Here is a 24580-nt window from a genome sequence, read left to right as displayed (position 1 = left end):
GCGTCTGTTACTACCTGCTGGCTATACTTTGGAACACTCGACCTGGCGGTTTTCGAGCCGATCGTGTGTGCCTGGCGTTCATCGTCAGGCGGGAATGGACTTTCCCCAAGCGGGTGCTTGTACATCGATCGATCTCGAGGGGAGACCCTAATGAATTACAACTGGGACTGGGGCGTGTTCTTCAAGTCCACCGGCGTGGGCAGCGAGACTTATCTCGACTGGTACATCGCCGGTTTGGGCTGGACCATCGCCATCGCTGTCGTGGCATGGATTATCGCCTTGCTGCTGGGCTCCATTCTTGGGGTCATGCGCACTGTGCCAAACCGCCTCGTATCAGGCATCGCGACCTGCTACGTGGAACTGTTTCGTAACGTGCCGCTGCTGGTGCAGCTGTTCATCTGGTACTTCCTGATACCCGACCTGCTGCCGCAGAACCTGCAGGACTGGTACAAGCAGGACCTGAACCCCACCACCTCGGCCTACCTGAGCGTTGTCGTGTGCCTGGGCCTGTTCACCGCGGCCCGTGTGTGCGAGCAAGTGCGCACCGGTATCCAGGCGCTGCCACGCGGCCAAGAGGCCGCTGCACGTGCCATGGGCTTCAAGCTGCCGCAGATCTACTGGAACGTGCTGCTGCCCCAGGCTTACCGGATCATCATTCCACCGCTTACCTCGGAATTCCTCAACGTCTTCAAGAACTCCTCCGTGGCGTCCTTGATCGGCCTGATGGAACTGCTGGCGCAAACCAAACAGACCGCCGAGTTCTCGGCCAACCTGTTTGAAGCCTTCACCCTGGCCACGCTGATCTACTTCACCCTGAACATGAGCCTGATGCTGCTGATGCGCGTGGTCGAGAAGAAAGTCGCCGTGCCCGGCCTGATCTCCGTGGGGGGTAAATAATGGAACTCGATTTCAGCGGCATCATCCCCGCCATCCCAGGCCTGTGGAACGGCATGGTCATGACCTTGAAGCTGATGGTCATGGGCGTGATCGGCGGTATCGCGCTGGGTACGATCCTCGCACTGATGCGCCTGTCGTCAAGCAAACTGCTGTCCCGGGTGGCCGGCGCCTATGTGAACTACTTCCGCTCGATCCCGCTGCTGCTGGTGATCACCTGGTTCTACCTGGCGGTGCCGTTCGTGCTGCGCTGGATCACAGGCGAAGACACACCGATCGGCGCGTTCACCTCCTGCGTCGTGGCGTTCATGATGTTCGAAGCCGCGTACTTCTGTGAGATCGTGCGGGCCGGCGTGCAGTCGATCCCCAAGGGCCAGATGGCCGCCGCACAAGCGATGGGCATGACCTATGGCCAGACCATGCGCCTGATCATCCTGCCCCAGGCGTTCCGCAAGATGACCCCGTTGCTGCTGCAACAGTCGATCATCCTGTTCCAGGACACCTCGCTGGTCTACACCGTGGGTCTGGTGGACTTCCTCAACTCCGCCCGCTCCAACGGCGACATCATCGGGCGCTCCAATGAGTTCCTGATCTTCGCCGGTGTCGTCTACTTCATCATCAGCTTTTCCGCCTCGCTGCTGGTCAAGCGTCTGCAAAAAAGGTTTGCCGTATGATCTCTATCAAGAACATCAACAAGTGGTATGGCGACTTCCAGGTGCTGACCGATTGCAGCACCGAGGTTAAAAAAGGCGAAGTGATCGTGGTGTGCGGGCCATCGGGTTCGGGCAAGTCCACCCTGATCAAGTGCGTCAACGCGCTGGAACCGTTCCAGAAAGGCGACGTGATCGTCGACGGCACGTCCATCGCCGATCCGAAGACCAACCTGCCGCAACTGCGCTCGCGCGTGGGCATGGTGTTCCAGCACTTCGAGCTGTTCCCGCACCTGACCATCACCGAAAACCTGACCATCGCGCAGATCAAGGTGCTCGGCCGCAGCAAGGAAGAAGCCACCAAGAAAGGCCTGCAACTGCTTGAGCGCGTGGGCCTGTCGGAACACGCCCACAAGCACCCCGGCCAACTCTCGGGAGGTCAGCAACAACGCGTGGCCATTGCGCGTGCACTGGCCATGGACCCGATCGTCATGCTGTTCGACGAACCGACCTCGGCGCTGGACCCGGAAATGGTCAACGAAGTGCTGGACGTGATGGTGCAACTGGCCCAGGAAGGCATGACCATGATGTGCGTGACCCACGAAATGGGCTTTGCCCGCAAAGTGGCCGATCGCGTGATCTTCATGGACAAAGGCCAGATCATCGAAGACTGCCCGAAAGAGGAATTCTTCGGCGACGTCAGCGCCCGCTCCGAACGCGCGCAGCACTTCCTTGAGAAAATCCTGCAGCACTAAGCACTCCATAGCGCCTACTGTAGAAACCGGGCCAATGTGGGAAGGGGCAGCCCCTTCCACATTGGACCGTACAGGCTGGCAGCTCTGGTTGACCCAAGGCATCTGTGATGAAATGCGACCCCAACCAATTTCGCGCCGCACCGCCATCACTTGCCGTGAAACCTCGCCTGATTCGCCAACTGTTCCTGCCGCCGTTGATCATCGCCCTGATGATCGGCCTGGGTTATATCGGCTTCTGGATCAGTGAGTACTACGGCATCCGTACGCTCAGCGACAATGGCGAACGCCAGCTGGAGCTGCACGCCCGCACCGTCGAAAGCGAAATCAGCAAATACACCTACCTGCCCAGCCTGCTGGAGCTGGAGACCAGCGTCTCCAAGCTGCTGGCCGAGCCTAACCAGGAAACCCGCAAAGCGGTCAACGACTACCTCGAAGGCCTGAACCGACGCAGTCGCAGTCGGGCGATCTACGTGATGGACACCACCGGACGTGTGCTGGCCACCAGTAATTGGCGCGATGCCGACAGTTACCAGGGTGAAGACCTGTCCTTTCGCGCCTATTTCCAGAATGCCGTGCGCGGCCAGCCCGGGCGTTTCTACGGCATCGGCAGCACCAACGGCGAACCCGGTTACTACCTGGCCCACGGCCTGGAAGAGCACGGCAAGATCATCGGCGTGGCGGTGGTCAAAGTGCGCCTGGAAGCCCTGGAGGAACGCTGGCAACGTGCGCGCCTCGAAGCCTTTGTAAGCGACGAGAACGGCATCATCATTCTCTCCAGCGATCCCGCCCGTCGCCTCAAGGCGGTACGCCCGCTGAGCGATGAGATCAAGGAACGCCTGGCTCACAGTCTGCAATATTACTGGGCCACGCTGAACGAGCTGGAACCCCTGGCCCGCGAGCGCTTGAATGAACGCAGCGAAAAGTTGACCTTCCCGGCCAACACCGAAGTGGTCAACGACGAGCACGAAGTCAGCTACCTGGCGCAAACCCGTCCACTCAATGACACACCGTGGAATTTCACCCTGCTCACCCCGCTCAACGACCTGCGCCGCGCGGCGATCAACCAGGGCATCCTGGTGGCTGTCGCGTTTGGCCTCGTCGCGTTTTTGCTGATTGCCTGGAACGAGCGACGCAAAGTCATTGCCACCCGCCTCGCTGCGCGCGAAGCCTTGCAGGAAGCCAACAGCCAGCTGGAGCGACGGATTGCCGAACGCACCGCCGACCTGCGCGCCAGCAACGAACGACTCAAGGGCCAGATCCGCGAACGGCGCCAGGCCGAAGAAACCCTGCGCCGCGCCCAGGATGAACTGGTACAGGCCGGCAAACTGGCAGCCATCGGCCAGATGTCCACCAGCATTGCCCATGAACTGAACCAGCCGCTGGCCGCGCTGCGCACCTTGTCCGGCAACACTGTGCGCTTCCTCGAACGCGGTGCGCTGGACACTGCCAGCGCCAACCTCAAGACCATCAACGAACTGATCGACCGCATGGGCCGCATCACCGCCAGCCTGCGCTCCTTTGCCCGACGCGGCGATGACCAGGGCGAAGCCAGCCTGGCCAAGGCCGTGGACGCCGCGTTCCAGGTCCTCGGCCCACGCCTGGACAGCCTGCCGCTGACCCTGCACCGCGACTTTATCCCGGCCCAATTGCAGATCGACCAGACACGCCTGGAACAGATCCTGGTCAACCTGATCGGCAACGCCCTCGATGCCATGCAGGCACAACCGGCTCCCGAGTTGTGGCTGGAAGGCAGCGTCGCCGAGGGCAAATACCGCCTGCTGGTGCGCGATAACGGCCACGGCATCGACGCCGAGGTCCGCAAGCATTTATTCGAACCGTTCTTCACCACCAAGCCCGGCGAGCAAGGCCTGGGCCTGGGCCTGACCCTCTCCGCCAGCCTCGCGGCGGCCACCGGCGGCAGCCTCGCCGTGGAACACCCGGCCGGTGGTGGAACTGCCTTTGTCCTGAGCCTGCCGCTGGTGGGCGCTCAACAAGCTGAGTCGACATGAATATTGATCCTCAAGACCTCACCGTGCTGATCGTCGAAGACGATCCCCATGTGCTGCTCGGCTGCCAGCAAGCCCTGGCGCTGGAAGATATCCCAAGCGTGGGCGTGGGCAGTGCCGAGGAGGCATTGAAACGTATCGGCGAGAACTTCGCCGGCATTGTGATCAGCGATATTCGCCTGCCGGGCATCGACGGCCTGGAGCTGCTCACCCGTCTCAAGACCCTGGATAAAAGCCTGCCCGTGGTGCTGATCACCGGGCATGGCGATATTTCCATGGCCGTCGGCGCCATGCGCAATGGCGCTTACGATTTTATGGAAAAGCCCTTCTCCCCCGAACGCCTGGTCGATGTCGCACGTCGCGCCCTGGAACAACGCGGGCTGGCGCGGGAAGTCTGGTCGCTGCGCCGCCAGTTGGCTGAACGGGATTCGTTGGAAGGCCGCATCATCGGTCGCTCGCCGGCCATGCAGAACCTGCGTGAGCTGATCGCCAACGTGGCCGACACCTCGGCCAACGTGCTGATCGAAGGCGAGACCGGCACCGGCAAGGAACTGGTCGCGCGTTGCCTGCATGACTTCAGCCGCCGCCACGATCACCAGTTCGTCGCCCTCAACTGCGGCGGCCTGCCCGAGAACCTGTTCGAAAGCGAGATTTTCGGCCACGAAGCCAACGCCTTTACCGGCGCCGGCAAGCGCCGTATCGGCAAGATCGAGCACGCCCACGAAGGCACGCTGTTCCTCGATGAAGTGGAAAGCATGCCGATCAACCTGCAGATCAAATTGCTGCGGGTGTTGCAGGAGCGCACCCTGGAACGCCTGGGCTCGAACCAGAGCGTGGCCGTGGATTGCCGGGTAATCGCCGCCACCAAGTCCGACCTCGACGAACTGAGCCGCGCCAGCCAGTTCCGCAGCGACCTGTACTACCGCCTCAACGTGGTGACCTTGGAACTGCCGCCCCTGCGCGAGCGCCGCGAGGACATCCTGCAACTGTTCGAACACTTCCTGCAGCAGTCGTCGCTGCGTTTTGACCGCACCGCGCCGGAACTGGACAACCAGACCCTGTCCAGCCTGATGAGCCACGACTGGCCCGGCAACGTACGCGAACTGCGCAACGTCGCCGAACGCTTCGCCCTCGGCTTGCCCGCCTTCAAGAAAAGTGGCAGCAGCAGCGGCAGCCAAGGCCTGGCCTTTACCGAGGCGGTCGAAGCCTTTGAACGCAACCTGCTCAGCGATGCCCTGCAACGCAGCGGCGGCAACCTGACCCAGGCCAGTCAGGAACTGGGCATGGCCAAGACCACCCTGTTCGACAAGGTCAAGAAATACGGGTTGAGCCACTGATGGATCTTTTTTTGAAAGCCGCCCTTGGCGCGGCGGTGGTGTTGATCCTGGCGGCACTGGCCAAGACCAAAAACTATTACATCGCAGGGCTGGTGCCGCTGTTTCCGACCTTTGCGTTGATCGCCCACTACATCGTCGGCAAGGGCCGTTCGGTGGACGATTTGAAGACCACCATCGTGTTCGGGATGTGGTCGATCATTCCGTACGCTGTGTATTTGGCGACGTTGTATGTGATGGTGGATCGGATGCGGCTGGAGGCCTCTTTAGCCGTAGCGGCGGTAGCGTGGCTGATGGCCGCGACGATCCTGGTGAGTATCTGGGTACGCATCCATACCTGACCCGATTCGGCCAAAACATGTGGGAGGGGGCTTGCCCCCTCCCACATTTTTAATCGAGGCGTGTCAGCGAACTATCTTGTCGACCTGGATCCCAAGCTTCTTCAGGCGATACCAGAAACTGCGCTCAGAAATCCCGATCTTCGCCGCCGCAGCAGCCTGCACGCCGTTGCTCTCCTGCAAGGCGGCCAGGATATAAGCCTTTTCCACCTCCGCCAGCGCCGCATCCAGGTCCCGGGGAATGCCCGGCCCGTCGCTGAGGATCGCGGTCACGCCGCCTTCGCTGGGTTTGGAAGCAAACAGATACCCCGGTAAATCAATGTCTTCGATCACAGGCGTGGCGGCCACGATGGTCGCGCGCTCCACACAGTTTTGCAGCTCACGAATATTGCCCGGCCAGTGATACGCGGCCATGGCCTGCAACGCCTCAGGGCTGAAACCGGTGATACGCTTGCCGGCCGTGGCGCTGAGGGTCTGGGCAAAGTGACGGGCCAGGGGCGCGATGTCCTCCACACGCTCACGCAGGGCCGGCAGCGGGATCGGGAAGACGTTGAGGCGGTAATACAGGTCTTCGCGAAACTCTTTATTGGCCACCGCCTCCAGCAGGTTCTTGTTGGTGGCGGCGATCACCCGTACATCCACCTTGCGCTCGCGCGGGTCGCCCACCGGCTCGATCACCCGCTCCTGCAAGGCCCTCAGGATCTTGGCTTGCAGCGCCAGGGGCATATCGCCCACTTCATCAAGAAACAGCGTGCCCTTGTCGGCCTGCTGGAAACGCCCTACCCGGTCAGACACGGCGCCGGTAAACGCGCCCTTGCGATGGCCGAACATTTCGCTTTCCAGCAGCCCTTCGGGGATCGCCGCGCAGTTGACCGCCACGAACGGTTTGTCGGCACGGCTGCCGTGCTTATGGATGGCGCGGGCGACCATTTCCTTGCCGGTGCCGCTTTCGCCGGTCAGCAGAATGGTGGTGCTGCTGTCGCGCACCGAATCCACCGCCTGCAGCACTTTGCGAAACGCCGGGCTGTCGCCGACCAGGCTGTCGAACTGCGTCTGCTCATCCAGCTCGGCGCGCAGGCGGACGTTGTCGCGCATGATGTCGCGAAACTGCAGGGCCTTGGCCACGGTGATGTCCAGCTCGTCGATATCGAACGGCTTGGCGATGTAGTCGTAGGCACCGTTGCGCATCGACTGCACGGCGTTTTTCACCGTGCTGTAGGCGGTCATCACGATCACCGGCACCTGGGGGTAACGCACCTTGATCTCGGCCAACAAGGCCGGCCCGTCCATGCCCGGCATGCGCCAGTCACTGATCACCAGGTCGATGTCTTCCTGTTCCAGCACCTTGAGCGCATGCAGGCCGTTGCCCGCAATGAACACCTGCACGTTGTTCTGGCCCAGGGCCGACGCCAACAGGTCGCAGAGCTTGGGTTCGTCGTCGACTACCAGAATGTTATGCGTCATGACTGTCCTCGTCGTCTTCGCCTATCGCTGGAATGTACAGGCTGAAGGTGGCACCGGCATCGTTTTCGCTGGCGCATTCGATGCTGCCGTCGTGACTTTCCATGATCGAATAGACCTTGGCCAGGCCCAGGCCCGTGCCCGAGGCCTTGGTGGTGACGAAGGGCGTAAAGATGCGCTCGATCATCTCCGGCGCAATGCCCTGGCCGGTGTCGGCGATGGTGATGACGGTGTTGTCGCCCACGTTGCGAATGCCCAGGGTCAGCCGCCCGCCTTCGGGCATGGCATCGATAGCGTTGAGAATCAGGTTGAGGCACGCCTGCTTGAGTTGCTTGGCATCGGCGTAGATCGTCGCTCCTGGCGCCTGGTCATCGATCTGCGCGTCGATGTTATGGCTGGCCAGTTCAGGCGCACAGAAGCCAAGGATCTCCTCCACCAACGGGCGGGCCGGTTGCAGCACGCGCAACGGTGGGTTGGGTTTGGCAAAGTCGAGGAACTCTGTGATCAAGTCGTTGATGCGGCTGACTTCGCTGATCACATATTCCAGGTGACGCTTGTCGGCGTCCGGCAGGTCTGCGCGGCGGTGCAACAACTGGGTCGCCGTCTTGATGATGCCCAACGGGTTACGGATCTCGTGGGCCAGGCCCATGGCAACTTCACCCAGGGCATGCAGGCGATCACGCCGGCGCAGTTGGGCTTCGAGGTGGTGCAGCTCGCCCAGGCGCTCGGTCATATGGTTGAAGGTGCTGCTCAATTGCGCCAGTTCGTCACCACCACTGACCAGCACGCGGTGCGCGTAGTTGCCTGAGATCACCGCGCTCACGCCTTCGGACAAGTCCCGCAACGGCTTGGTCAGGCGCCGCGACACCAGCACACCGGCCGCCAGGGACAATGCCGAACTGAGCAGAAAAATCAGCACGAACAGGTTGCTCTGGTTCACCAGCCCCACCAGGCTGGTATGGCGCAGCAGGCCGCTGAAAATCACGCCTTGCAGGTCACCGGCGTCATTGAAGATCGGCCAGTACAACCCACTGTAGCTGTTGGTGAACTGCTCGCTGGGCTGCTTGGTGCTACGCATCGCGGTCTCGACACTTTTCGGGATGCGCGAAGGGTGATCCACAAAGCGCTGGGTCGAAAATATCTCCGAGAACCCCTCGGGGTTGGCCAGGTACAAGCGCAGGTCGAGGGAATGCACATCGGCCACGCTGGTGAGGAAGCTGCTGTCCAGGTAGGTCGCCACCAGCAAGCGGTAGTCGACGCCGTCCTGGCTGGTTTCGAAGGTCGAGACCACAATCCCCGTGCTCACCCCCCCCACTTGCACGGTCTGCAGCACCGCGTTGCTGGTCAGGCTGATCTGTTTGACGATGTCATCGGAGGCGGTGCTGAACACCACCTTTTGATCGCTGGTGCGAATCAGCGCCACCACGTCGATGTCAGTGGCATCGGCGATGTCCGCGGTCAGCCGGTCATGCTTGGCAGCCTGCTTGCTTGAGGGGGGGCTGGTGTAGCGCAGGAACAACTTGGCCATGCGCGCGTTGTCGTGAAGGATGTCGCCGATCTCATCCTTGACGATCTTGGTCGACTCCTGCAGCCAGATACGCACGTTGCTGTCGAAAATCTGCGACAGCGTGGTCGCCGCCAGCTCCGCCGCGATCATGGTGGGAATCACGCTGACCAACCAGAACGCCAGCACCAGCTTGCGCTGGACGCTCCAGCGCGAAATGGCAAAGGGGCGGGCTTTCTGGCGGGTCTTGGTGATCATCAGGTTTCGCTTATCGCAGCAGCCATGGCAGGGTCGGAACGATCCGGTCGAATAAACAGTTTTACAAGCTTGAGCAGGCCGTTGACCAGCCGGTTGCGGTGGCGGAAAAACACACTGTTACCCTGGAACTCGCAGCCCAGGCGCAGCTTACTGGCATACCCGGCCTGACCGCACTCATACACCGCAATATTGTGTTGAATACAGTAGTCGACGTTGGTCAGCCAGCTGCGGAAGTACAGGTTGTAGTCACGGGAGAACGCAACGTCATGCCCGAAAAACTTGTCCACCAGTCGGTGCTCGTCCACCAGGATCAGGTTGAACGCCACTAACTGCTCGTCGACCCAGTAAAGAACACAGACGGCGCGATCGCCAAGGCGTTCGAGCACGCCGGTGAAATAGCCGGCAGGCAGGCGTTCGAACTGCAACTCGGCCCGCTTCAGCGTGGCCTCGTACAGGCGCATGACCTCGGGCAGCACATCATCGATATTGCCTCGCCATTCCACCCGTGGTCCAGGTGCACGCAGCTTGCGGCGCAGGTCCTTGCGGGTGGATTTGCCCAGCGAGCCGAGGTAGGCGTCCACCGAGCCGTACGGCAGCGGCAACACCCCGGTGGGCAAGCTCGGCATGCTTTGAAAACCCACCGCCCGGCAACTGTCGAGCCAATGCGGGTCCTGGCTGGGTGCATCCTTGACCGCCACCAGGCCGATACCGAAATCATCGGCATCCTGGCGCGCGGCGTCCAGCAAGTGTTTAAGCAACAACGGTCGACGCGACTCGGGCACGCCACTGGCAACCCCGGCGTCGCAACGCTCGGCCACAGGGGAACCAATGGCATACAGGCCCAATTGCAAAACACCCGGCCACAGCCGCTCCACACGTTCGGCCAAACGCTTACCGGCGCCCGACACCGTGGTATCGAGCCGATAATGGGTGATGAACGCAGTGGCCACGGCCACCAGCGTTCCATCGTCGTAGACCGCCAGGTAGCGCCATTGGAAGTCATCGATGGCGGCGTTTTCCACGGCGACGTAATAGTCCCAGTCTTCCAGCGCACCGGGAAAACAGTCGTTCCAGGCGCTACGCTGGAGGGCCCGGATGGTCGGGAAGGCTTGGGTGGTGATCACAGGTATCCCTTATTTCTGTGGTGAACGCCGATCAAATGTGGGAGCTGTCGAGCCCCGGCGAGGCTGCGATGGCATCACCTCGGTGTACCTGAAAGACCGAGGCGCCTGCAGCGCAGCCTCGCTGAAGCTCGACAGCTCCCACATCGACCTGTATTGGGTTGACGCCCGTGTGCTGCTCGACAAAGTCGGCACTCAACTCGATCACCCGCCGGTATTGCAGGTCGACGGTGATCATGTGGTAGCAGTTGTCCAGCAGGATCTTGGTCACCGGGCCACCCAGGTGACGCTCCACGTAATCGGCGTTCCAGCGACTGGTGATGTCGTCCTCGATGGAGTGCAACACCAGTGCCGGCACCTTGACCTTGGGCATGCGTTTCCTGACCACGGCGTTCATGCGGTGCAACTCGCGCACCGTGATGCCTTCCATGGTCAACAAACCGGCTTCGCTGCTCTCCCCTTCCTTCATCTGCCGCTCGACGATTGCCCGCAAGCGTTCGTTCTTGATGCCGTAGGGCGGCTTCTCTTCGAAGCGACAGACGTGCACGCCGAACGGAATCTTCATCAGCAACGGCGTGAGGAACGCCAGTTTGTTGATGCTCCAACCGTCGTACTTGAGGGTGGTGGAATACATCAGGAGCCCGGCGACTTGCCCTGGGTGCTCGGCGGCCACGTACATCGACATCACCGCGCCCATGGACAAGCCACCGACAAACACCTGTTCGTGGCGTTGCCTGACCTGTACGAAGGTCTTGCGCACGCCTTCGTACCAGTCGCGCCAGCCGGTGGCCTGCAGGTCGCTGTTATCGCCGCAATGCCCGGCCAGGGTGGGCACGTACACCGTGCAGTTACCCGCCTTGGCCAGGCCCTTGGCGACCTGGCGCAATTCCGTCGGGGTGCCGGTCAGGCCGTGGATCAACAGGATCCCGACCGGACCTTCACCGAGAACGAAACCGGCACTACCTTCACCGAGGTCGATCCCAGTTGCGTTCACCGTTTGGTCGCCCGTACCAGCAGTTGTTCGAGCAGCTTCAGGCCCAGCTCGATTTCCGGGTAGCTGATTTCCAGGGACGGTGCCAGGGTGATCACGTTTTTGTAGTAGCCGCCCACGTCGAGGATCAGGCCGAGTTTGCGCCCATCCACCACCATGTCGCCTTTCATGCCTTCTTCGACCATGTAGTCCAGGGTCGCCTTGTCTGGCGTGAAGCCGTCCGGGCCGCAGATTTCGCAGCGCAGGGCCAGGCCCAGGCCGTCGACGTCGCCGATGATCGGGAAACGCTTCTGCAGGTCCTGCAGGCCTTCGAGGAAGAATTTGCCTTTGGCCATGACCATCGCGCCGTAGTCGACTTCGTTGGTCATCTTGAACATCTCCAGGCCCACCGCCGTGCCCAATGGGTTGGAGGCGAAGGTGGAGTGGGTCGAACCTGGCGGGAAGATCTTCGGGTTGATCAACTCTTCACGGGCCCAGATGCCGCCCAATGGGTTGAGGCCGTTGGTCAGCGCCTTGCCGAACACGATCACATCCGGTTGTACGTCGAAGTGCTCGATCGACCAGAGTTTGCCGGTGCGGTAGAAGCCCATCTGGATTTCGTCGGACACCATCAGGATGCCGTGCTGGTCCAGCACATGCTTGAGCTCGCGGTAGAAGTTCATCGGCGGGATCACGTAGCCACCGGTGCCCTGGATCGGCTCGACGTAGAACGCGGCGTATTCACTCTGGCCGACTTTCGGGTCCCACACGCCGTTGTATTCGGTCTCGAACAAGCGGGCAAATTGCTGCACGCAGTGGCTGCCGTACTCTTCCTTGGTCATACCTTTGGGGCCGCGGAAGTGGTACGGGAACGGGATGAACTGGGCACGCTCGCCGAAGTGACCGTAGCGACGACGGTAACGGTAGCTGGACGTGATCGACGAGGCGCCGAGGGTACGGCCGTGGTAGCCGCCTTCGAAGGCGAACATCAGGCTTTTGCCGTTGGTGGCGTTACGCACCACCTTCAGGGAGTCTTCGATCGACTGCGAGCCGCCGACGTTGAAGTGCACGCGACCGTCGAGGCCGAATTTCTTCTTGGCGTCCACCGCGATCATTTCCGACAGCTCGATTTTGCCTTTGTGCAGGTACTGGCTGGCGATTTGCGGCAGGGTGTCGATCTGCTGTTTCAGCGCGTTGTTCAGGCGCGGGTTGGCGTAGCCGAAGTTGACCGCCGAGTACCACATTTGCAGGTCGAGGTAGGCCTGGTCTTCGGTGTCCCACACGTAGGAGCCTTCGCAACGGCTGAAAATACGCGGTGGCTCGATGTAGTGGACGGTGTCGCCGTAGGAGCAGTACTTGGCTTCTTTATCCAGAAGGATCTGGTCTTCGGCGGTGGCGATACGGATATCAGACATGATGGAAGAGTTCCTGGTTGTCGGCAGCAGAAAAAGGGGTGGCGTTGGCGGCGATGCCCTGAGGCAGTCGGGCCAGCAATGCAGGCACTTCGGCGAAGGTGTCGAAGCGCGCGTAAGGAATGTTGTTGGCTTCGCAGTACAGGGCGAGGCTGCCTTTGGCGAACACGAAGTCGGCGGTGGAGGCCACGCACATGTCCGACTTGCCGTCGCCGATCACCAGCACGCGCTTGTTGCGCGGGGTGGATTTGCACTTGCAGTTGCCGGACGCCGCGCGGCAGGCGTCGCTGGCGTACGGGAAGTCGATGCGCCAGCTGTTCTGGTCGACCTGGCGCAGGCGGTTGGCGAGGATCGGCAGCAAGGTCACGTAGTTGCGCGACAGGATCCGCGCGATACCTTGCTCGATGCCGTCGCTGACCACTTCGATGGACGCACCCAGGCCCATGACGTGATCGACGAAATCCGGGAAGTCCGGGTCGATCTCGACACTGTCGAAGTACGCCAGCAGTTCGCTTGGGGTCGCCTTGATCAGCGCCAGTTGGCGGCTCAGGCATTCGCGGGAACCGATATGCCCATCCAGCCATTCCTGTTCGATGGTTTCCCACTCGGGGCCGGCGAAGCGTTGGAGGACGTTGTCGATGACATCGGTGGGGGTAATGGTCCCGTCGAAGTCACACACGATATGCCAGTGGATCATCTGCGTTTACCTTGAGGAGCGCGCTGTGTGCGCTTGCCCAAGGGGTAGAGCAGGGAGTGTGCCAACTGGCTGAAGCCCGGCGGGGCTGGGCGCGCGCGGGGATATGTGTCGCAGGAGCTACAATTTTTGTAGCTTGCTACAAACAAGATGAGTGCTTGCGCAGGCGCGGCGGTTTGCGCGTTCATGCGGGCGTATTCAATCAAGGAACTGTGACCATGTTGAGGATCACATGCGCGGCATTCGCCGGTTTACTCGGACTGTGGAGTGTCTCCAACACCGCATTGGCGAATAGCATCAGCGGTGACGTCGGTGCTGGCATCAGCTACCAGCCCCACGACCCCACCGGCAGCCGCTATGAAACTCGGCCGGTGCCCTATCTCGACCTGGACTGGGGCAACGTCAGCCTGGGCACCGATGACGGTCTGACCTGGAGCGCGCTGAACACCCAAGGCTTCAGCGCCGGCCCTTACATCAATTACCTGCAGGGGCGCACCTCCAATGGCTCGCTGCAGGGGCTGCGCAATGTGTCGGACATGGCCGAGATCGGCGGTTTCATCCAATACGCACCGGCCGACTTCTGGCGGGTCTATGCCCAACTGGGCCAGGCGGTTGGAGGCGGTCATTCGCAAAGCGGCGCGCTCGGCAAGGTAGGCGGCGAACTGGGCTACCCGCTGGGCGGTGGGATTATCGGCAGCAGCGGCCTGGTGGCGCACTTTGCCGATGCGCGCCAGACCCAGACGTTTTTCGGGGTAGACGATAACGAGGCGGCAGCCACAGGTTTCAAGGCCTATAACGCCAGCGGTGGTTTCCAGAACATCACGCTGAGCCAGAGTTTCCAGTTCCCGCTGGCGCCCAACTGGTCACTGCTGACCAGCGCCAGTTGGGTGCACCTGGTGGGTTCGGCGGCCAACAGCAGCATCGTCAAGGAAACCGGCGACGTGAACCAGGGCCAGGTGCAGACGGCGATCAGCTACACGTTCGATTGATCACTTCGGACAACATGTGGGAGGGGGCGTGCTCCCGATAGCGCAGGGTCAGCCAATGCATACGGGACTGATCTACCGCTATCGGGAGCAAGCCCCCTCCCACATGGGTGCGTATTTCAGTTTTCTTCGCCTTCGGCCAGCAGCGCTATACCGCCAATAATCACCGCCACCCCCGCCCAATGCAGCGGGCTGATATGTTCCCCCAGCCCCAGCCACGAACCCAGCAACACCACCACAAACACCAGCGAACTCAGGGGAAACGCCAGGGACAGGCTGCTGCGCCGCAGGATCAGCATCCACACGAAAAACGCGCCGATATAGCAGGCAATCGCCGCCAGGATCCCCGGATTGCGCGCCACCTCGGACAACCACTGCCAGTTGAAATCCATCTGCCCCAACTGGTCGCCGGCAACCTTGGTAAACAGCTGCCCGGCACTCTCGGTGCAGATCAGCAAGGCCCATAGCACCACCGTGCCCAGGCGCCCATGTAACCAACCGGTATGGATCGTTTGCGTACTCATGCCTGACTCCCTGCAATCGCTACCAGCATCACACCCAAGGTAATCACCAGCGTGCCCAGCCAACGGCGGCGGCTGACGACTTCGCCCAGTACCACCTTGCCCGCCAGCACCACGCCGCAATAGGCCAGCGCCGCGGCCGGGAACAACAGGCTTAACGGCGCACGAGACAGCGCTTCGAGCCACACGAAAAACTCAATCACATAAGCACCGATCCCCGCCCACAGCAGCGGCGCATTGAATACCTGGCCCCAGAACGCATTCAGGCGAAAGTTGCCCTCCAGCTCCGGCAAACGGTCCAGGCCGAGCTTGAAACACAATTGGCCGATCACATCGAGCACGATGGAAAAGGCCACCAGCAACACCACGGTCAGGGTCACGGGAACAGCTCCTCAAACAGGTCGATCAGGGCTTCATTGGTGGCGGCGTTGCGCTGCAAATCCTCCGGGCTCCAGCGCTCCGGTGGCGGCTGGTCGGACTTGGCTTCCCAACGCTTGAACGCATTGCTGAAGGCCGGCGTGGCGAACTCGCCGCACACGTCGATGCCGATGATGCGCTTACGCGCTGCCAGCGCCCGCAGGGCTTGCAGCAGGTGGGTCAGGCGCATGCCGCCCTGGTCCCAGTTGGTGGCGGCGTCTTCGCTGGCGAGCACGTCTTTGTCGAGGGTGATCCAGATCGCTACGGTGGGCAGGCTGCTGATCATCTGTTCGAGAAACGCCGCCCAGTCCAACTCGGCCAGGTTGCGCCAGTGCAGGTGGTTTTCCCGTTGCTGGTGGCCGGCGCCATCGCCGACCCGGCCCCAGACTTTCGACGGTGGGTGCTGCCAGGGAAACAACTGCAACTGCCCACGCTTGAGGGCGGCGAGGTTACCGCCACGCAACTGCGGGTTATGCAGGTCATCGCTGCACGGGCCGAGGGTGACGATGCGCTTGATCGCCGGCATGTTCAGCGCGCGGTTGACCCACGAGCCACAGTGGCGCTTGGGCGCAAAGCGTACCCAGTCGGGGTGGTTGTCGAAGTGGATCAGGCTGATGGGTTCTTTCAGGTCGGCCAGGAACGCCGGGGTCAGGTGGTGATAATCGCCGGAGCCGACGAACAGAATTTCCGGGCGCGCATCCGTAGGCCGGGGCCGCTGGGCCAGGCGTTCGGCGAAGCGCTTCCAGGTTTTTTCGGTAGACCACAGGCGCAGCTTCGGGCCCAGGTCCAGCAGGTCGATACGCGTGGCACGGCCACTGGCCAAACGTCGGGCAATCGGTGCCTGACCGGTGAGGCTGTGGTCGAGGTCAAGAATGTTCAAGGTCATGTTCCCCTATGGCTTTAGGGGGTCAATGCAAGGGGCGGGCCAGCGCTTACCTCAAGGTCAGTGAGAAATAAATGTGGGAGGGGCTTGCCCCCTCCCACATTGGATCTCAGTCAGGCTTGGTTTTTGGCTTCGCTGATGATCTGGCGAATCGCGCCGACAAAGGCTTCCGCCGGCTGGCCACCGCTGACGGCGTACTGGTCGTTGAACACGATGGTCGGCACCGACGTCACCCCACGGGAAGTCCACAACTGCTCTTGCTCGCGGACTTCAGCGGCGTATTCATCGGAGGCGAGAATCTCGGCGGCGCGCTTTATATCCAGGCCGACGCTTTCAGCGATGATCGCCAGGGTGGCGTGATCGGAAGGGTCCTGGCCATCGGTGAAGTAGGCTTTGAACAACGCTTCCTTGAGGTTGTACTGCAAGCCTTCGAGCCCGGCCCAATGCAACAGGCGATGCGCGTCGAAGGTGTTGTAGATGCGGCTTTGGCCATCGGTGCGAAAGGCAAAACCGAGCTCGGCGCCCATGTCACGGATGCGCGCACGGTTGGCCTGGGATTCTTCGGCGCTGGAGCCGTACTTCTCGGTGATGTGTTCGACGATGTTCTGACCGATGGCGGGCATGTTCGGGTTCAGTTCGAACGGCTGGAAATGGATCTCGGCCTGCACCTCGGCACCGAGCTGGTCGAGGGCTTCGGTCAGGCCGCGCAGGCCGATGATGCACCAGGGGCAGGACACGTCGCTGACGAAATCGATTTTCAGGGGAGTACTCATGGTAGGCAACCTCGCAGGCTTCAATACGCCGTAAAGGGTGCACGATACACCAATGTCACAGCAGCTTCGAAGGCGCGACCGGATCGATCTGCGCCCAATGTGCGGCATCTTCGCGATGAGCCTGCAGGTACGGCAACACCGCTGTCAGCAGCGGCGCCTTGAACGCTTCCTGGAAACGATGGGCCATGCCAGGAATCAACTTCAACTGGCTGCCCTGGATATGCGCCGCCAGGTGCACGCCGTGCATCACCGGCAGCAACGGATCGGCGGTGCCGTGGACCACCAGCGTCGGTACACGCAGTTGGTTGAGCAACGGCACGCGGCTCGGTTCGGCGAGGATCGCCATGATCTGGCGCTTCACGCCTTCCGGGTTGAAGGCGCGGTCGTAAGACAGCGCCGCCTGGTGCAGCAACGCCTGGCGATCATCCTTCACGTTCGGGCTGCCCAGCGCCGCGAGCAAATCGGCCTGCTGCTCCAGCGCCACTTCACGATTCGGCGCACTGCGTCGCGACAACAACTGCACCAGCGCCGCATTCGGTGCCGGCAAGCCTTCGGCACCGGAGCTGGTCATGATCAGGGTCAGGCTTTCCACGCGCTGCGGCGCCATCGCCGCCAGGTGCTGGGCGATCATGCCGCCCATGCTCGCGCCCAGTACGTGGAATTGCTGAACCTGCAAGGCGTCCATCAAGCCCAGGGCGTCATCGGCCATATCCGTCAGAGTGTAAGGTGCCGCCACCGGCAGTCCGAGCTTGTAGCGCAGTACCTCAAAGGTCAGGTTGGCGTTTACCGGCGCCTGGCGCCAGGTCGACAGGCCGACATCGCGGTTGTCATAGCGGATCACTCGGAAACCCTGCTGGCACAGGGCGACGACGACTTCGTCGGGCCAGTGGATCAGTTGCCCGCCCAACCCCATCACCAGCAGCAAGGCAGGGTCGGACGCACGGCCGATACTCTGGTAAGCAATGCTCACCTGAGCCAGGTCGACCGTTTGGGTCGGGACATTGACATCACATCGAGAAGCCGCAAAAGACGGCAGGCCGAACAGTAGAGCGGCCAGTAAAAGCAACACGCGCATGAAAAACACCGAAACGCAGAACCCCAGTAGAGCGCGAGTCTGATGAAGTTTGTTCAAGCGCGCTGCCACAGTTCCATGACAGTTTGATGAAGAGTGCCCGGCGGCCCTGGTCGACACGCGCTGCAACATGAGACAAACTCACGCTATTCCGCTTCGTCACAAATTGTCTTCATGGAGAGCCCGTGCTCGAGATCCGCCACCTCAAGACCCTGCACGCCTTGCGCGAAGCCGACAGCCTGGTGGAGGCCGCCGAGCGCCTGCACCTGACGCAGTCGGCGCTGTCCCACCAGTTCAAGGAGCTGGAAGAACGCCTGGGCATGCCGCTGTTCGTGCGCAAGACCAAACCCGTGCGCTTCACCAGCGCCGGTCTGCGCCTGCTGCAATTGGCCGACGCCACCCTGCCCCTGCTGCGCGGCGCCGAACGCGACATCGCGCGTTTGGCCGGTGGCACCGCCGGGCGCTTGCACATGGCGATCGAGTGCCACAGTTGTTTCCAGTGGCTGATGCCGACCATCGACCAATTCCGCGATGCCTGGCCGGAAGTCGAGCTGGACCTGGCGTCGGGCTTTGCGTTCGCCCCGCTGCCGGCCTTGGCCCGTGGCGACCTGGACCTGGTGGTGACCTCCGACCCGCTGGAGCTGCCGGGCATCACCTATGTGCCGCTGTTCACCTACGAAGCCATGCTCGCCGTGGCCAACCAGCACGCGCTGGCGAACAAGGCGTACATCGTGCCCGAAGACCTGCTGAACGAAACCCTGATCACCTACCCGGTGGAGCGCGATCGCCTGGACATCTTCACCCGCTTCCTGGAACCGGCCGATGTGGAACCGGCCCAGGTGCGCACCTCGGAACTCACGGTGATGATGATGCAACTGGTCGCCAGCGGCCGCGGCGTGTGCGGCATGCCCCATTGGGCGCTGCATGAATACAGCTCGCGCGGCTACGTGAAGGCCAAGCGTTTGGGCGAGAAAGGGCTGTTTGCGACGTTGTACGCGGGGATTCGTGCGGACATGCTGGATGCGCCGTACATGCGCGACTTTTTGCTGACGGCCAAGGACACGTCGTTTTCAACGCTGGATGGCGTGAGCGCGGTACGCTGAAACAACACATCTGGAACTCAGTGAGCCGTGAGTTCGCGCCACATGTAGATTTTGTCGAAGTAGTCCACGCCCACCCGCACCGCCAACGGTTCCAGGCCGTACTGGATAAACCCGCAGCGTCGGTACAGTGCAAACGCTGCATCGTTGCCGGCAGTGACGGTCAGCTGGATCACTTTCAGACGCGGATGTCGGCGCGCTTCATCCAGCGCGGCCTCGACCAAGCGCCGACCCAAGCCTTTGTGCTGGTAAGCCGCGTTCACGTACATGCCGAACAGAGTCACCTTGTGCCGCGCCTTCTCGCGAGGCTCGAAGGCCAGGCCGACGATGCCGGCCAGTTCCCCGTCGACGTACGCGCCGAGCAAACGATCCAGCGGACTCTCCAGGCGCTTTTCCCACCAGCTCAACGGCATGGCTGCACGCTCGGCCACACTGGAAGTGAACGCCTGGGGATAGGCGCCGTAAGCTTCCAGCATCAACGCCCGATAAGCTTCGGCATCGTTGGTCCCCAGCGCACGGACGCTCATTCGCGTCAGGCCGGCGTGGTCAGTGACGCACGGTAAAACGGCAGGATCAGGTCACGGGTCAAGGGCGCCAGAACCAGGCCACCATCACCGGCAGGGTCGATCCAGCGCACCTCTTCGATTTCAGCGGCCGGGCTGACCGGACCATCGATCTGCACCTGGAACAATTCAGCGTCCACGGTGAATCCCGGTTCGTTGGCTGCGGGGGCCGAGAAGTGACCGAGGTAGACCGCGTCACCGGGCTTGATGCGCAGGTTCAGCTCTTCGTACAGCTCGCGGGCCAGGGCCTCGGCGGGCTGCTCACCGGCGTCGATCTTGCCACCGGGTTGCATAAAGGCCTGGGTGCCGCGCTTGCGTACCAGCAGGGTGTGGCCATCGCTGCCGATCAGCAGGGCAGCGGCGATACGGATAGTGCTAGGCATGAACTGAAAACCTTGAACTTAAAAAAATGAAAATTAATGAAGCACCGCGTCGGTCTCGTCCGGCTCCTTGATAAACACGCTGTACTTGGCGCCTTCCATCGCCTCGAACGCAATCAGCTTGTCCACCAACGGCAGGTTCAGCACCTTGCCGGCATTGAGCAGCAACATGCCGTTATCGGCGTTGAGGTTGCGCGCCAGGACCATGCCTTCTTCCAGCTCACGGGTGGTGAGCACCTTGACGGTGGGGTCGCCCAGGGTCACATCACTGAGAAACGCGGCGCAGGCCAGGATGAAGTCCTCGACCAGCTCCGGATCGTAGAGGCGCCCGGCATATTTGCGGATGTACAACAATGCCTCATCGCTGTTCATCTGCCGCTCAAGGATCAACCCCTTCTGCAACTCGATGAAGTCCACCGCCAGTTTCAGCAGGCGCGAACCAAACGGAATCGCATCGCCCTTGAGGTGGTCGGGAAAACCGCTGCCGTCCCAGCGTTCCTGGTGATGACGAATGATCCGCGCGGCATCCTTCATCGGCTCCAGGGTCATCAGCAGCGATTCGCTCTGGGCCGGATAGCCACGGTAGCGCTCGCGATCAGTGCTGTGCAGCTTGTCGGCCGGCTCGATCAACATGCTGTCGCTCCAGCTCAGCTTGCCGATGTTGTACAACGCGGCGGCCATGGCCAGGTCGCGCGAACTGGCTTCGTCCATGTACTGGGCGGCGCAGTACACGCGCACCAGTTCGATCAGCGGACGATTGGTCTGTTTGTTCTTGGGCAGGCGCAGGTTGGCCAACAACGAAAACACTTCAGTGCCGGTCACGTAGCTGCGCTTTAGCTCGTCGTAGGCAAGGTCGAGCATGTCGGCGGTTTGCTGCAACTCGGACGTGCGCGCCGCCACCCGTTTTTCGAGGGTGGCGTTGAGCACCTTGAGCTGTTCGTTCTGCTCCTGGGTCAAGCGCTCCAGGCGCTGATGATCCAGGGTCTGCTGGAGGATCAGCTTGAGTTCGTCGTCGTTCCAGGGCTTGCCGATATAGCGGTGGATCTGCCCTTCGTTGATCGCCTTGATGATCGTCGGCAGATCGGCGTAACCGGTCAACAGGATACGGCAGGTGCCGGGGTACAACCGATGGACTTCGGCCAGCAATTGCGCGCCGTCCATGCCAGGCATACGCGCATCGCTCATGATCAGGTCGATGGGCTGGGCCGCCATTATTTCCAGGGCCTGGGCACCGCTGCCGGCCAGCACCACATCGAAAGGCTGGCCACGCAGCAGCCGACGCAGGCTGTTGAGGATCGACTCTTCGTCGTCGACCAGCAAAATAGTGGGCTGTTTAGCGAGTTGTTCATCCATGCTGACTGCGCCTTCAAGTTAAACAAAATTGAGCCGATTTATACACTTGTGCCATGCCGGCTCCGTCTCTGGAAGGGCAAAGCCGGTCGACCCGGTGTGTATACATGCAAAAACCTGCACTGATTTGACGCCAACTGGCCGTCGATATCAAGGGAGCTCGACTATGCTGTCACCTTAAGTTGGGCGTCTCACTCATCTTTGCAACCAGGGAAGGAATCGTTATGTCGTCGAGTCGCTTGCAGCTGTGGAGTGCGTCATGACCCCGGACTCAGGACGGGCCAATCGGCGAATTCTGATCGTCGATGACACCACATCCATCCACCAGGACTTTCGCAAGATCCTCTGCGCCGATACAGACGGCGAGGCTTCCCTGGACACTCTTGAGCAAACTCTGTTCGGCACCACGACGGTTGTGCGCCAGGCGTTTGTGCTGGACTCCGCCTACCAGGGCCAGGAAGCCCTGAATCTGGTGAATCGGGCCCTGGCAGCCAATGCGCCCTATGCCATGGCGTTCATCGACATGCGCATGCCGCCGGGCTGGGACGGCCTGGAAACCATCGAGCAGTTGTGGAACGTCGATCCCAACCTGCAGATCGCCCTGTGCACCGCCTATTCCGACTATTCGTTTGAAGCGATCGAAGCGCGATTGAAGTACAACGACCAGTTGCTGATCCTGAAGAAGCCCTTCGACCACCTGGAAATCCGCCAGATGGCCAGCGCCCTGACCTGGAAATGGCAGCTCGCCCAGGATGCCGCCCTTAAGGTGATCGGGCTCGAACGCACGATTGAGGAACGCGTGCAGGAGCTGCTGAAAGTCTCGCACCTGCTGCAATACGACGCGCTCACGGAGTTGCCCAACAGCACGTTGCTGGGCGACCGCCTGACCCAGGCCATTGCCCTGGGCCGACGCCATGACACGCAACTGGCGGTGATGTTTATCGGGCTCGACCGCTTCAAGCGCATCAACAACGCCCTGGGTTATCCGGTGGGAGATGAGGTGCTCCAGCAGGTCAGCCAAAGCCTGGTGGCGGCCGTTCGGGCGTCGGACTCGGTGTTTCGCTATGGCTCGGACGAGTTTGTGATCCTGCTCAATGATGTCCAGCATCCCCAGCAAACCCAGCACATCGCCCAGAAGGTACTCAAGGCCATCAGCGTCACCCGCCATGTCGCGGGGCACGACCTGAGCGTTACCGCGAGCCTGGGCATCAGCATTTATCCGAATGACAGCAGCACTGCGGTGGAGCTGATCAAGCACGCCGAAACCGCCATGCACACCACCAAGGAGCGTGGCCCGGACGATCTGAGTTTCTACACCGAAGACATGAACCTGCGCGCCCAGCATCAACAGAACCTGGAAAGCGCGATCCGCCAGGCCCTGGAACACGATGAGTTTGCGCTGCACTACCAGCCCAAGCTGGACCTGAAAACCGGACGGATCCTCGGCGCAGAGGCGCTGATCCGCTGGTTTCAACCGCGCTCGGGCTGGGTCCACCCGGCCGACTTCATTCCGGTGGCCGAAGACAGCGGGCTGATCGTCCCCTTGACCCAGTGGGTGCTGCGCCACGCCTGCGAACAGGCACAGGCCTGGCGCACCATGGGCCTGCCGCCGCTGCGAATCTCGGTGAACATCTCGGCCATCGACTTCCGCCAGCGGGAGTTTGTCGACAACCTGGCCGCCATCCTCAAGCAGACCAGCCTGCCGCCCAACCAGCTGGAGCTGGAAATCACCGAAAGCGTACTGATGCAGAATGTCGACGATACGGTCGATATCCTGAACCGGATCAAGGCCATGGGCGTGCGCCTGGCCCTGGATGATTTCGGCACCGGCTACTCCAGCCTCAGCTACCTGCGACGCTTTCCCATCGATGTGCTGAAGATCGACCAATCATTCGTGCGCGGGCTGCACGAAAATAGCCAGGACGCGCAGCTGATCAGCGCTATCATCGGCATGGGCAAGAGCCTGGAGCTGAACATCATCGCCGAAGGGGTGGAGACCGTCGAACAGCTGAACTTCCTGAGAGCCCAGCACTGCGAAGAAGGCCAGGGTTTTCTGTTCAGCAAGGCCGTACCTGCGAAGGATTTCGCCCAGTTGCTGCAGGTGGGCAGCCCCACACTGATGCCCGACCAATAGCCCTATGCCTGCAAGGAGTGCTCGCTTGAGCGACGTTTCAACCTACCGTTTCGGCCTCACCCTCTCGTTGGGGCTGTGCCTGGGGATGACCGTGACGGCCGCGCCGCTGGACGAAGCGCTCAAACCGCTGCCACCGCTGCCGCACCTCGACCCGGCCAAGGTCGAGCTGGGGCGCCAACTGTTCAATGAGCCGCGCCTGTCGGTCAACAACACACTGTCCTGTGCCAGCTGCCATCACCTCGAATCCGGGGGCGCCGACACGAAACCCTTCTCCCTGGGTTTCGACGGCAAGCCCGTGGAAATCAATACGCCTTCGGTATTCAACGCCAGCCTGAACTTCAAACAGTTCTGGAATGGCCGGGTGGATACCCTGGAAGCGCAGGTCGAGCAGGTGGTCATCAGCCCGGTGGAAATGGGCAGCGACTGGAAAACCGTGGTGCAGAACCTGACCGCCCTGCCCGCCTACCAGGCAGCGTTCAAACAGACCTACCCCGATGGCATCACCGCGGCCAATGTGCAAAATGCCCTGGCCACCTATGAACGCACGCTGCTGACGCCCAACTCACGGTTTGACCAGTACCTGCTGGGCAACACGGAAATCCTCACGATCCAGGAAAAGTACGGCTACCAGCGCTTCAAGGATTACGGCTGCATCGCCTGTCACCAGGGCATCAACATCGGCGGCAACATGTTCCAGAAGTTCGGCGTGATGGGCGACTACTTCAAGGCACGCGGCAACCCCGTCGAGTCGGACCTGGGGCGTTACCTGCTGACCAAGGATGAAGAAGACCGCCACGTGTTCAAGGTGCCCAGCCTGCGCAACGTCGCGGTCACGGCGCCGTATTTTCACGATGCCTCGGCCAGGACCCTGGAAGAAGCGGTTGACGTCATGTTCAAGTACCAACTGGGACGCAACCCCTCACAGGAGGATAAAGACCTGATTATCCAGTTTCTCAAGACCCTGACCGGCGAATGGTCGGGCAAGCCTTTATGAGCAGATCGTC

24 protein-coding genes are annotated in these 24580 nt (G+C 61.5%); 10 read left to right on the top strand and 14 right to left on the bottom strand.

What is annotated here, in order from left to right:
- Nucleotides 1–150 precede the first annotated feature (150 nt).
- The 6 genes from ACHPFG_RS06635 (at nt 151) to ACHPFG_RS06610 (ending at nt 5980) form a co-directional block, all read left to right on the top strand.
- Nucleotides 151–897 (top strand): amino acid ABC transporter permease, encoded by a 747-nt coding sequence (locus ACHPFG_RS06635; RefSeq protein WP_024073702.1) that lies wholly within the window; start codon nt 151–153, stop codon nt 895–897.
- Complete coding sequence (locus ACHPFG_RS06630) at nt 897–1568, top strand: amino acid ABC transporter permease (RefSeq protein ID WP_027604601.1); 672 nt, start codon at nt 897–899, stop codon at nt 1566–1568. The genes ACHPFG_RS06635 and ACHPFG_RS06630 overlap by 1 nt, the downstream gene beginning before the upstream one ends.
- Complete coding sequence (locus ACHPFG_RS06625; protein ID WP_131697381.1) at nt 1565–2299, top strand: amino acid ABC transporter ATP-binding protein; 735 nt, start codon at nt 1565–1567, stop codon at nt 2297–2299. The genes ACHPFG_RS06630 and ACHPFG_RS06625 overlap by 4 nt, the downstream gene beginning before the upstream one ends.
- 107 nt (nt 2300–2406) lie before the next feature.
- Entirely contained in the window at nt 2407–4308 is a 1902-nt protein-coding gene (locus ACHPFG_RS06620; protein ID WP_131697382.1) for a sensor histidine kinase, read from the top strand.
- Nucleotides 4305–5642 (top strand): sigma-54-dependent transcriptional regulator, encoded by a 1338-nt coding sequence (locus tag ACHPFG_RS06615; RefSeq protein WP_131697383.1) that lies wholly within the window; start codon nt 4305–4307, stop codon nt 5640–5642. The genes ACHPFG_RS06620 and ACHPFG_RS06615 overlap by 4 nt, the downstream gene beginning before the upstream one ends.
- Complete coding sequence (locus ACHPFG_RS06610; RefSeq protein ID WP_431701892.1) at nt 5642–5980, top strand: GlpM family protein; 339 nt, start codon at nt 5642–5644, stop codon at nt 5978–5980. The genes ACHPFG_RS06615 and ACHPFG_RS06610 overlap by 1 nt, the downstream gene beginning before the upstream one ends.
- A gap of 63 nt (nt 5981–6043) precedes the next feature.
- Here ACHPFG_RS06610 and ACHPFG_RS06605 read toward each other — a convergent pair whose 3' ends face one another.
- Genes ACHPFG_RS06605 through ACHPFG_RS06580 form a run of 6 tightly spaced genes read right to left on the bottom strand, consistent with a single transcriptional unit; the run spans nt 6044 to nt 13400 of the window.
- Entirely contained in the window at nt 6044–7441 is a 1398-nt protein-coding gene (locus tag ACHPFG_RS06605; RefSeq protein WP_431701891.1) for a sigma-54-dependent transcriptional regulator, read from the bottom strand.
- A complete protein-coding gene (locus ACHPFG_RS06600; RefSeq protein WP_431701890.1) occupies nt 7431–9200 on the bottom strand; it encodes an ATP-binding protein in 1770 nt (589 codons plus the stop codon). Before ACHPFG_RS06600 ends, ACHPFG_RS06605 begins: the two co-directional genes overlap by 11 nt.
- On the bottom strand, nt 9200–10324 hold the full coding sequence (locus ACHPFG_RS06595; protein WP_131697387.1) for a GNAT family N-acetyltransferase: 1125 nt from the start codon (nt 10322–10324) through the stop codon (nt 9200–9202). Before ACHPFG_RS06595 ends, ACHPFG_RS06600 begins: the two co-directional genes overlap by 1 nt.
- A gap of 31 nt (nt 10325–10355) precedes the next feature.
- Complete coding sequence (locus tag ACHPFG_RS06590) at nt 10356–11315, bottom strand: alpha/beta hydrolase (RefSeq protein WP_431701889.1); 960 nt, start codon at nt 11313–11315, stop codon at nt 10356–10358.
- Nucleotides 11312–12706: an aspartate aminotransferase family protein gene (locus tag ACHPFG_RS06585; RefSeq protein WP_053133503.1), complete on the bottom strand. Its 1395-nt coding sequence runs from the start codon at nt 12704–12706 to the stop codon at nt 11312–11314. The genes ACHPFG_RS06590 and ACHPFG_RS06585 overlap by 4 nt, the downstream gene beginning before the upstream one ends.
- Nucleotides 12699–13400 (bottom strand): MtnX-like HAD-IB family phosphatase, encoded by a 702-nt coding sequence (locus tag ACHPFG_RS06580; protein WP_131697390.1) that lies wholly within the window; start codon nt 13398–13400, stop codon nt 12699–12701. Before ACHPFG_RS06580 ends, ACHPFG_RS06585 begins: the two co-directional genes overlap by 8 nt.
- A gap of 215 nt (nt 13401–13615) precedes the next feature.
- Here ACHPFG_RS06580 and ACHPFG_RS06575 point away from each other — a divergent pair, with 215 nt between their 5' ends.
- Entirely contained in the window at nt 13616–14386 is a 771-nt protein-coding gene (locus ACHPFG_RS06575) for a MipA/OmpV family protein (RefSeq protein ID WP_431701888.1), read from the top strand.
- A 116-nt stretch (nt 14387–14502) separates the two neighbouring features.
- On the opposite strand, the gene ACHPFG_RS06570 is transcribed toward ACHPFG_RS06575, so the two are convergent.
- The 5 genes from ACHPFG_RS06570 to ACHPFG_RS06550 all read right to left on the bottom strand — a co-directional run bounded on the left by ACHPFG_RS06570 (nt 14503) and on the right by ACHPFG_RS06550 (nt 18052).
- Entirely contained in the window at nt 14503–14907 is a 405-nt protein-coding gene (locus ACHPFG_RS06570) for an EamA family transporter (protein ID WP_131697392.1), read from the bottom strand.
- On the bottom strand, nt 14904–15284 hold the full coding sequence (locus ACHPFG_RS06565; protein WP_131697393.1) for a transporter: 381 nt from the start codon (nt 15282–15284) through the stop codon (nt 14904–14906). The genes ACHPFG_RS06570 and ACHPFG_RS06565 overlap by 4 nt, the downstream gene beginning before the upstream one ends.
- The gene (locus tag ACHPFG_RS06560; RefSeq protein ID WP_431701887.1) at nt 15281–16201 is read right to left on the bottom strand and encodes an arginase; all 921 of its coding nucleotides are present in this window, start codon (nt 16199–16201) and stop codon (nt 15281–15283) included. The genes ACHPFG_RS06565 and ACHPFG_RS06560 overlap by 4 nt, the downstream gene beginning before the upstream one ends.
- Nucleotides 16202–16317: 116 nt before the next feature.
- Nucleotides 16318–16977 carry a DsbA family oxidoreductase gene (locus ACHPFG_RS06555; RefSeq protein WP_259242206.1) on the bottom strand — a complete coding sequence of 220 codons (660 nt, stop codon included), beginning with the start codon at nt 16975–16977 and terminating at the stop codon, nt 16318–16320.
- Nucleotides 16978–17032: 55 nt separating this feature from the next.
- Nucleotides 17033–18052, bottom strand: coding sequence for an alpha/beta fold hydrolase (locus tag ACHPFG_RS06550; RefSeq protein WP_431701886.1), 1020 nt, complete (start codon nt 18050–18052; stop codon nt 17033–17035).
- Nucleotides 18053–18234: 182 nt separating this feature from the next.
- On the opposite strand from ACHPFG_RS06550, the gene metR reads away from it, so the two are divergent.
- Nucleotides 18235–19152: a transcriptional regulator MetR gene (gene metR / locus ACHPFG_RS06545; protein ID WP_431701885.1), complete on the top strand. Its 918-nt coding sequence runs from the start codon at nt 18235–18237 to the stop codon at nt 19150–19152.
- 17 nt (nt 19153–19169) lie between these two features.
- Here metR and ACHPFG_RS06540 read toward each other — a convergent pair whose 3' ends face one another.
- Genes ACHPFG_RS06540 through ACHPFG_RS06530 form a run of 3 tightly spaced genes read right to left on the bottom strand, consistent with a single transcriptional unit; the run spans nt 19170 to nt 21445 of the window.
- Entirely contained in the window at nt 19170–19676 is a 507-nt protein-coding gene (locus ACHPFG_RS06540) for an N-acetyltransferase family protein (RefSeq protein WP_431701884.1), read from the bottom strand.
- A 5-nt stretch (nt 19677–19681) separates the two neighbouring features.
- Nucleotides 19682–20095 (bottom strand): NUDIX hydrolase, encoded by a 414-nt coding sequence (locus ACHPFG_RS06535; RefSeq protein WP_145335158.1) that lies wholly within the window; start codon nt 20093–20095, stop codon nt 19682–19684.
- A gap of 33 nt (nt 20096–20128) precedes the next feature.
- Nucleotides 20129–21445, bottom strand: coding sequence for an HD domain-containing phosphohydrolase (locus tag ACHPFG_RS06530; RefSeq protein WP_431701883.1), 1317 nt, complete (start codon nt 21443–21445; stop codon nt 20129–20131).
- Between the two features lie 256 nt (nt 21446–21701).
- On the opposite strand from ACHPFG_RS06530, the gene ACHPFG_RS06525 reads away from it, so the two are divergent.
- Together ACHPFG_RS06525 and ACHPFG_RS06520 are read left to right on the top strand one after the other, a co-directional pair.
- A complete protein-coding gene (locus ACHPFG_RS06525) occupies nt 21702–23576 on the top strand; it encodes a putative bifunctional diguanylate cyclase/phosphodiesterase (protein WP_431701882.1) in 1875 nt (624 codons plus the stop codon).
- Nucleotides 23577–23661: 85 nt separating this feature from the next.
- Nucleotides 23662–24570 carry a cytochrome-c peroxidase gene (locus ACHPFG_RS06520; protein ID WP_431703448.1) on the top strand — a complete coding sequence of 303 codons (909 nt, stop codon included), beginning with the start codon at nt 23662–23664 and terminating at the stop codon, nt 24568–24570.
- Nucleotides 24571–24580 lie beyond the last annotated feature (10 nt).

This window comes from Pseudomonas sp. BR20, assembly GCF_050780135.1.
Lineage (GTDB): Bacteria > Pseudomonadota > Gammaproteobacteria > Pseudomonadales > Pseudomonadaceae > Aquipseudomonas.
This window is presented reverse-complemented; position numbering and strand designations above follow the sequence as displayed.

Coding starts and splice junctions, on each gene's coding strand:
- ACHPFG_RS06580 (WP_131697390.1), bottom strand. CDS start 13,400: ATGATCCACTGGCATATCGTGTGTGACTTCGACGGGACCATTACCCCC.
- ACHPFG_RS06520 (WP_431703448.1), top strand. CDS start 23,662: ATGACCGTGACGGCCGCGCCGCTGGACGAAGCGCTCAAACCGCTGCCA.
- ACHPFG_RS06615 (WP_131697383.1), top strand. CDS start 4,305: ATGAATATTGATCCTCAAGACCTCACCGTGCTGATCGTCGAAGACGAT.
- ACHPFG_RS06535 (WP_145335158.1), bottom strand. CDS start 20,095: ATGCCTAGCACTATCCGTATCGCCGCTGCCCTGCTGATCGGCAGCGAT.
- ACHPFG_RS06630 (WP_027604601.1), top strand. CDS start 897: ATGGAACTCGATTTCAGCGGCATCATCCCCGCCATCCCAGGCCTGTGG.
- ACHPFG_RS06550 (WP_431701886.1), bottom strand. CDS start 18,052: ATGCGCGTGTTGCTTTTACTGGCCGCTCTACTGTTCGGCCTGCCGTCT.
- ACHPFG_RS06600 (WP_431701890.1), bottom strand. CDS start 9,200: ATGATCACCAAGACCCGCCAGAAAGCCCGCCCCTTTGCCATTTCGCGC.
- ACHPFG_RS06570 (WP_131697392.1), bottom strand. CDS start 14,907: ATGAGTACGCAAACGATCCATACCGGTTGGTTACATGGGCGCCTGGGC.
- ACHPFG_RS06625 (WP_131697381.1), top strand. CDS start 1,565: ATGATCTCTATCAAGAACATCAACAAGTGGTATGGCGACTTCCAGGTG.
- ACHPFG_RS06530 (WP_431701883.1), bottom strand. CDS start 21,445: ATGGATGAACAACTCGCTAAACAGCCCACTATTTTGCTGGTCGACGAC.
- ACHPFG_RS06585 (WP_053133503.1), bottom strand. CDS start 12,706: ATGTCTGATATCCGTATCGCCACCGCCGAAGACCAGATCCTTCTGGAT.
- ACHPFG_RS06635 (WP_024073702.1), top strand. CDS start 151: ATGAATTACAACTGGGACTGGGGCGTGTTCTTCAAGTCCACCGGCGTG.
- ACHPFG_RS06525 (WP_431701882.1), top strand. CDS start 21,702: ATGACCCCGGACTCAGGACGGGCCAATCGGCGAATTCTGATCGTCGAT.
- ACHPFG_RS06540 (WP_431701884.1), bottom strand. CDS start 19,676: ATGAGCGTCCGTGCGCTGGGGACCAACGATGCCGAAGCTTATCGGGCG.
- ACHPFG_RS06555 (WP_259242206.1), bottom strand. CDS start 16,977: ATGAGTACTCCCCTGAAAATCGATTTCGTCAGCGACGTGTCCTGCCCC.
- ACHPFG_RS06575 (WP_431701888.1), top strand. CDS start 13,616: ATGTTGAGGATCACATGCGCGGCATTCGCCGGTTTACTCGGACTGTGG.
- ACHPFG_RS06620 (WP_131697382.1), top strand. CDS start 2,407: ATGAAATGCGACCCCAACCAATTTCGCGCCGCACCGCCATCACTTGCC.
- ACHPFG_RS06605 (WP_431701891.1), bottom strand. CDS start 7,441: ATGACGCATAACATTCTGGTAGTCGACGACGAACCCAAGCTCTGCGAC.
- ACHPFG_RS06610 (WP_431701892.1), top strand. CDS start 5,642: ATGGATCTTTTTTTGAAAGCCGCCCTTGGCGCGGCGGTGGTGTTGATC.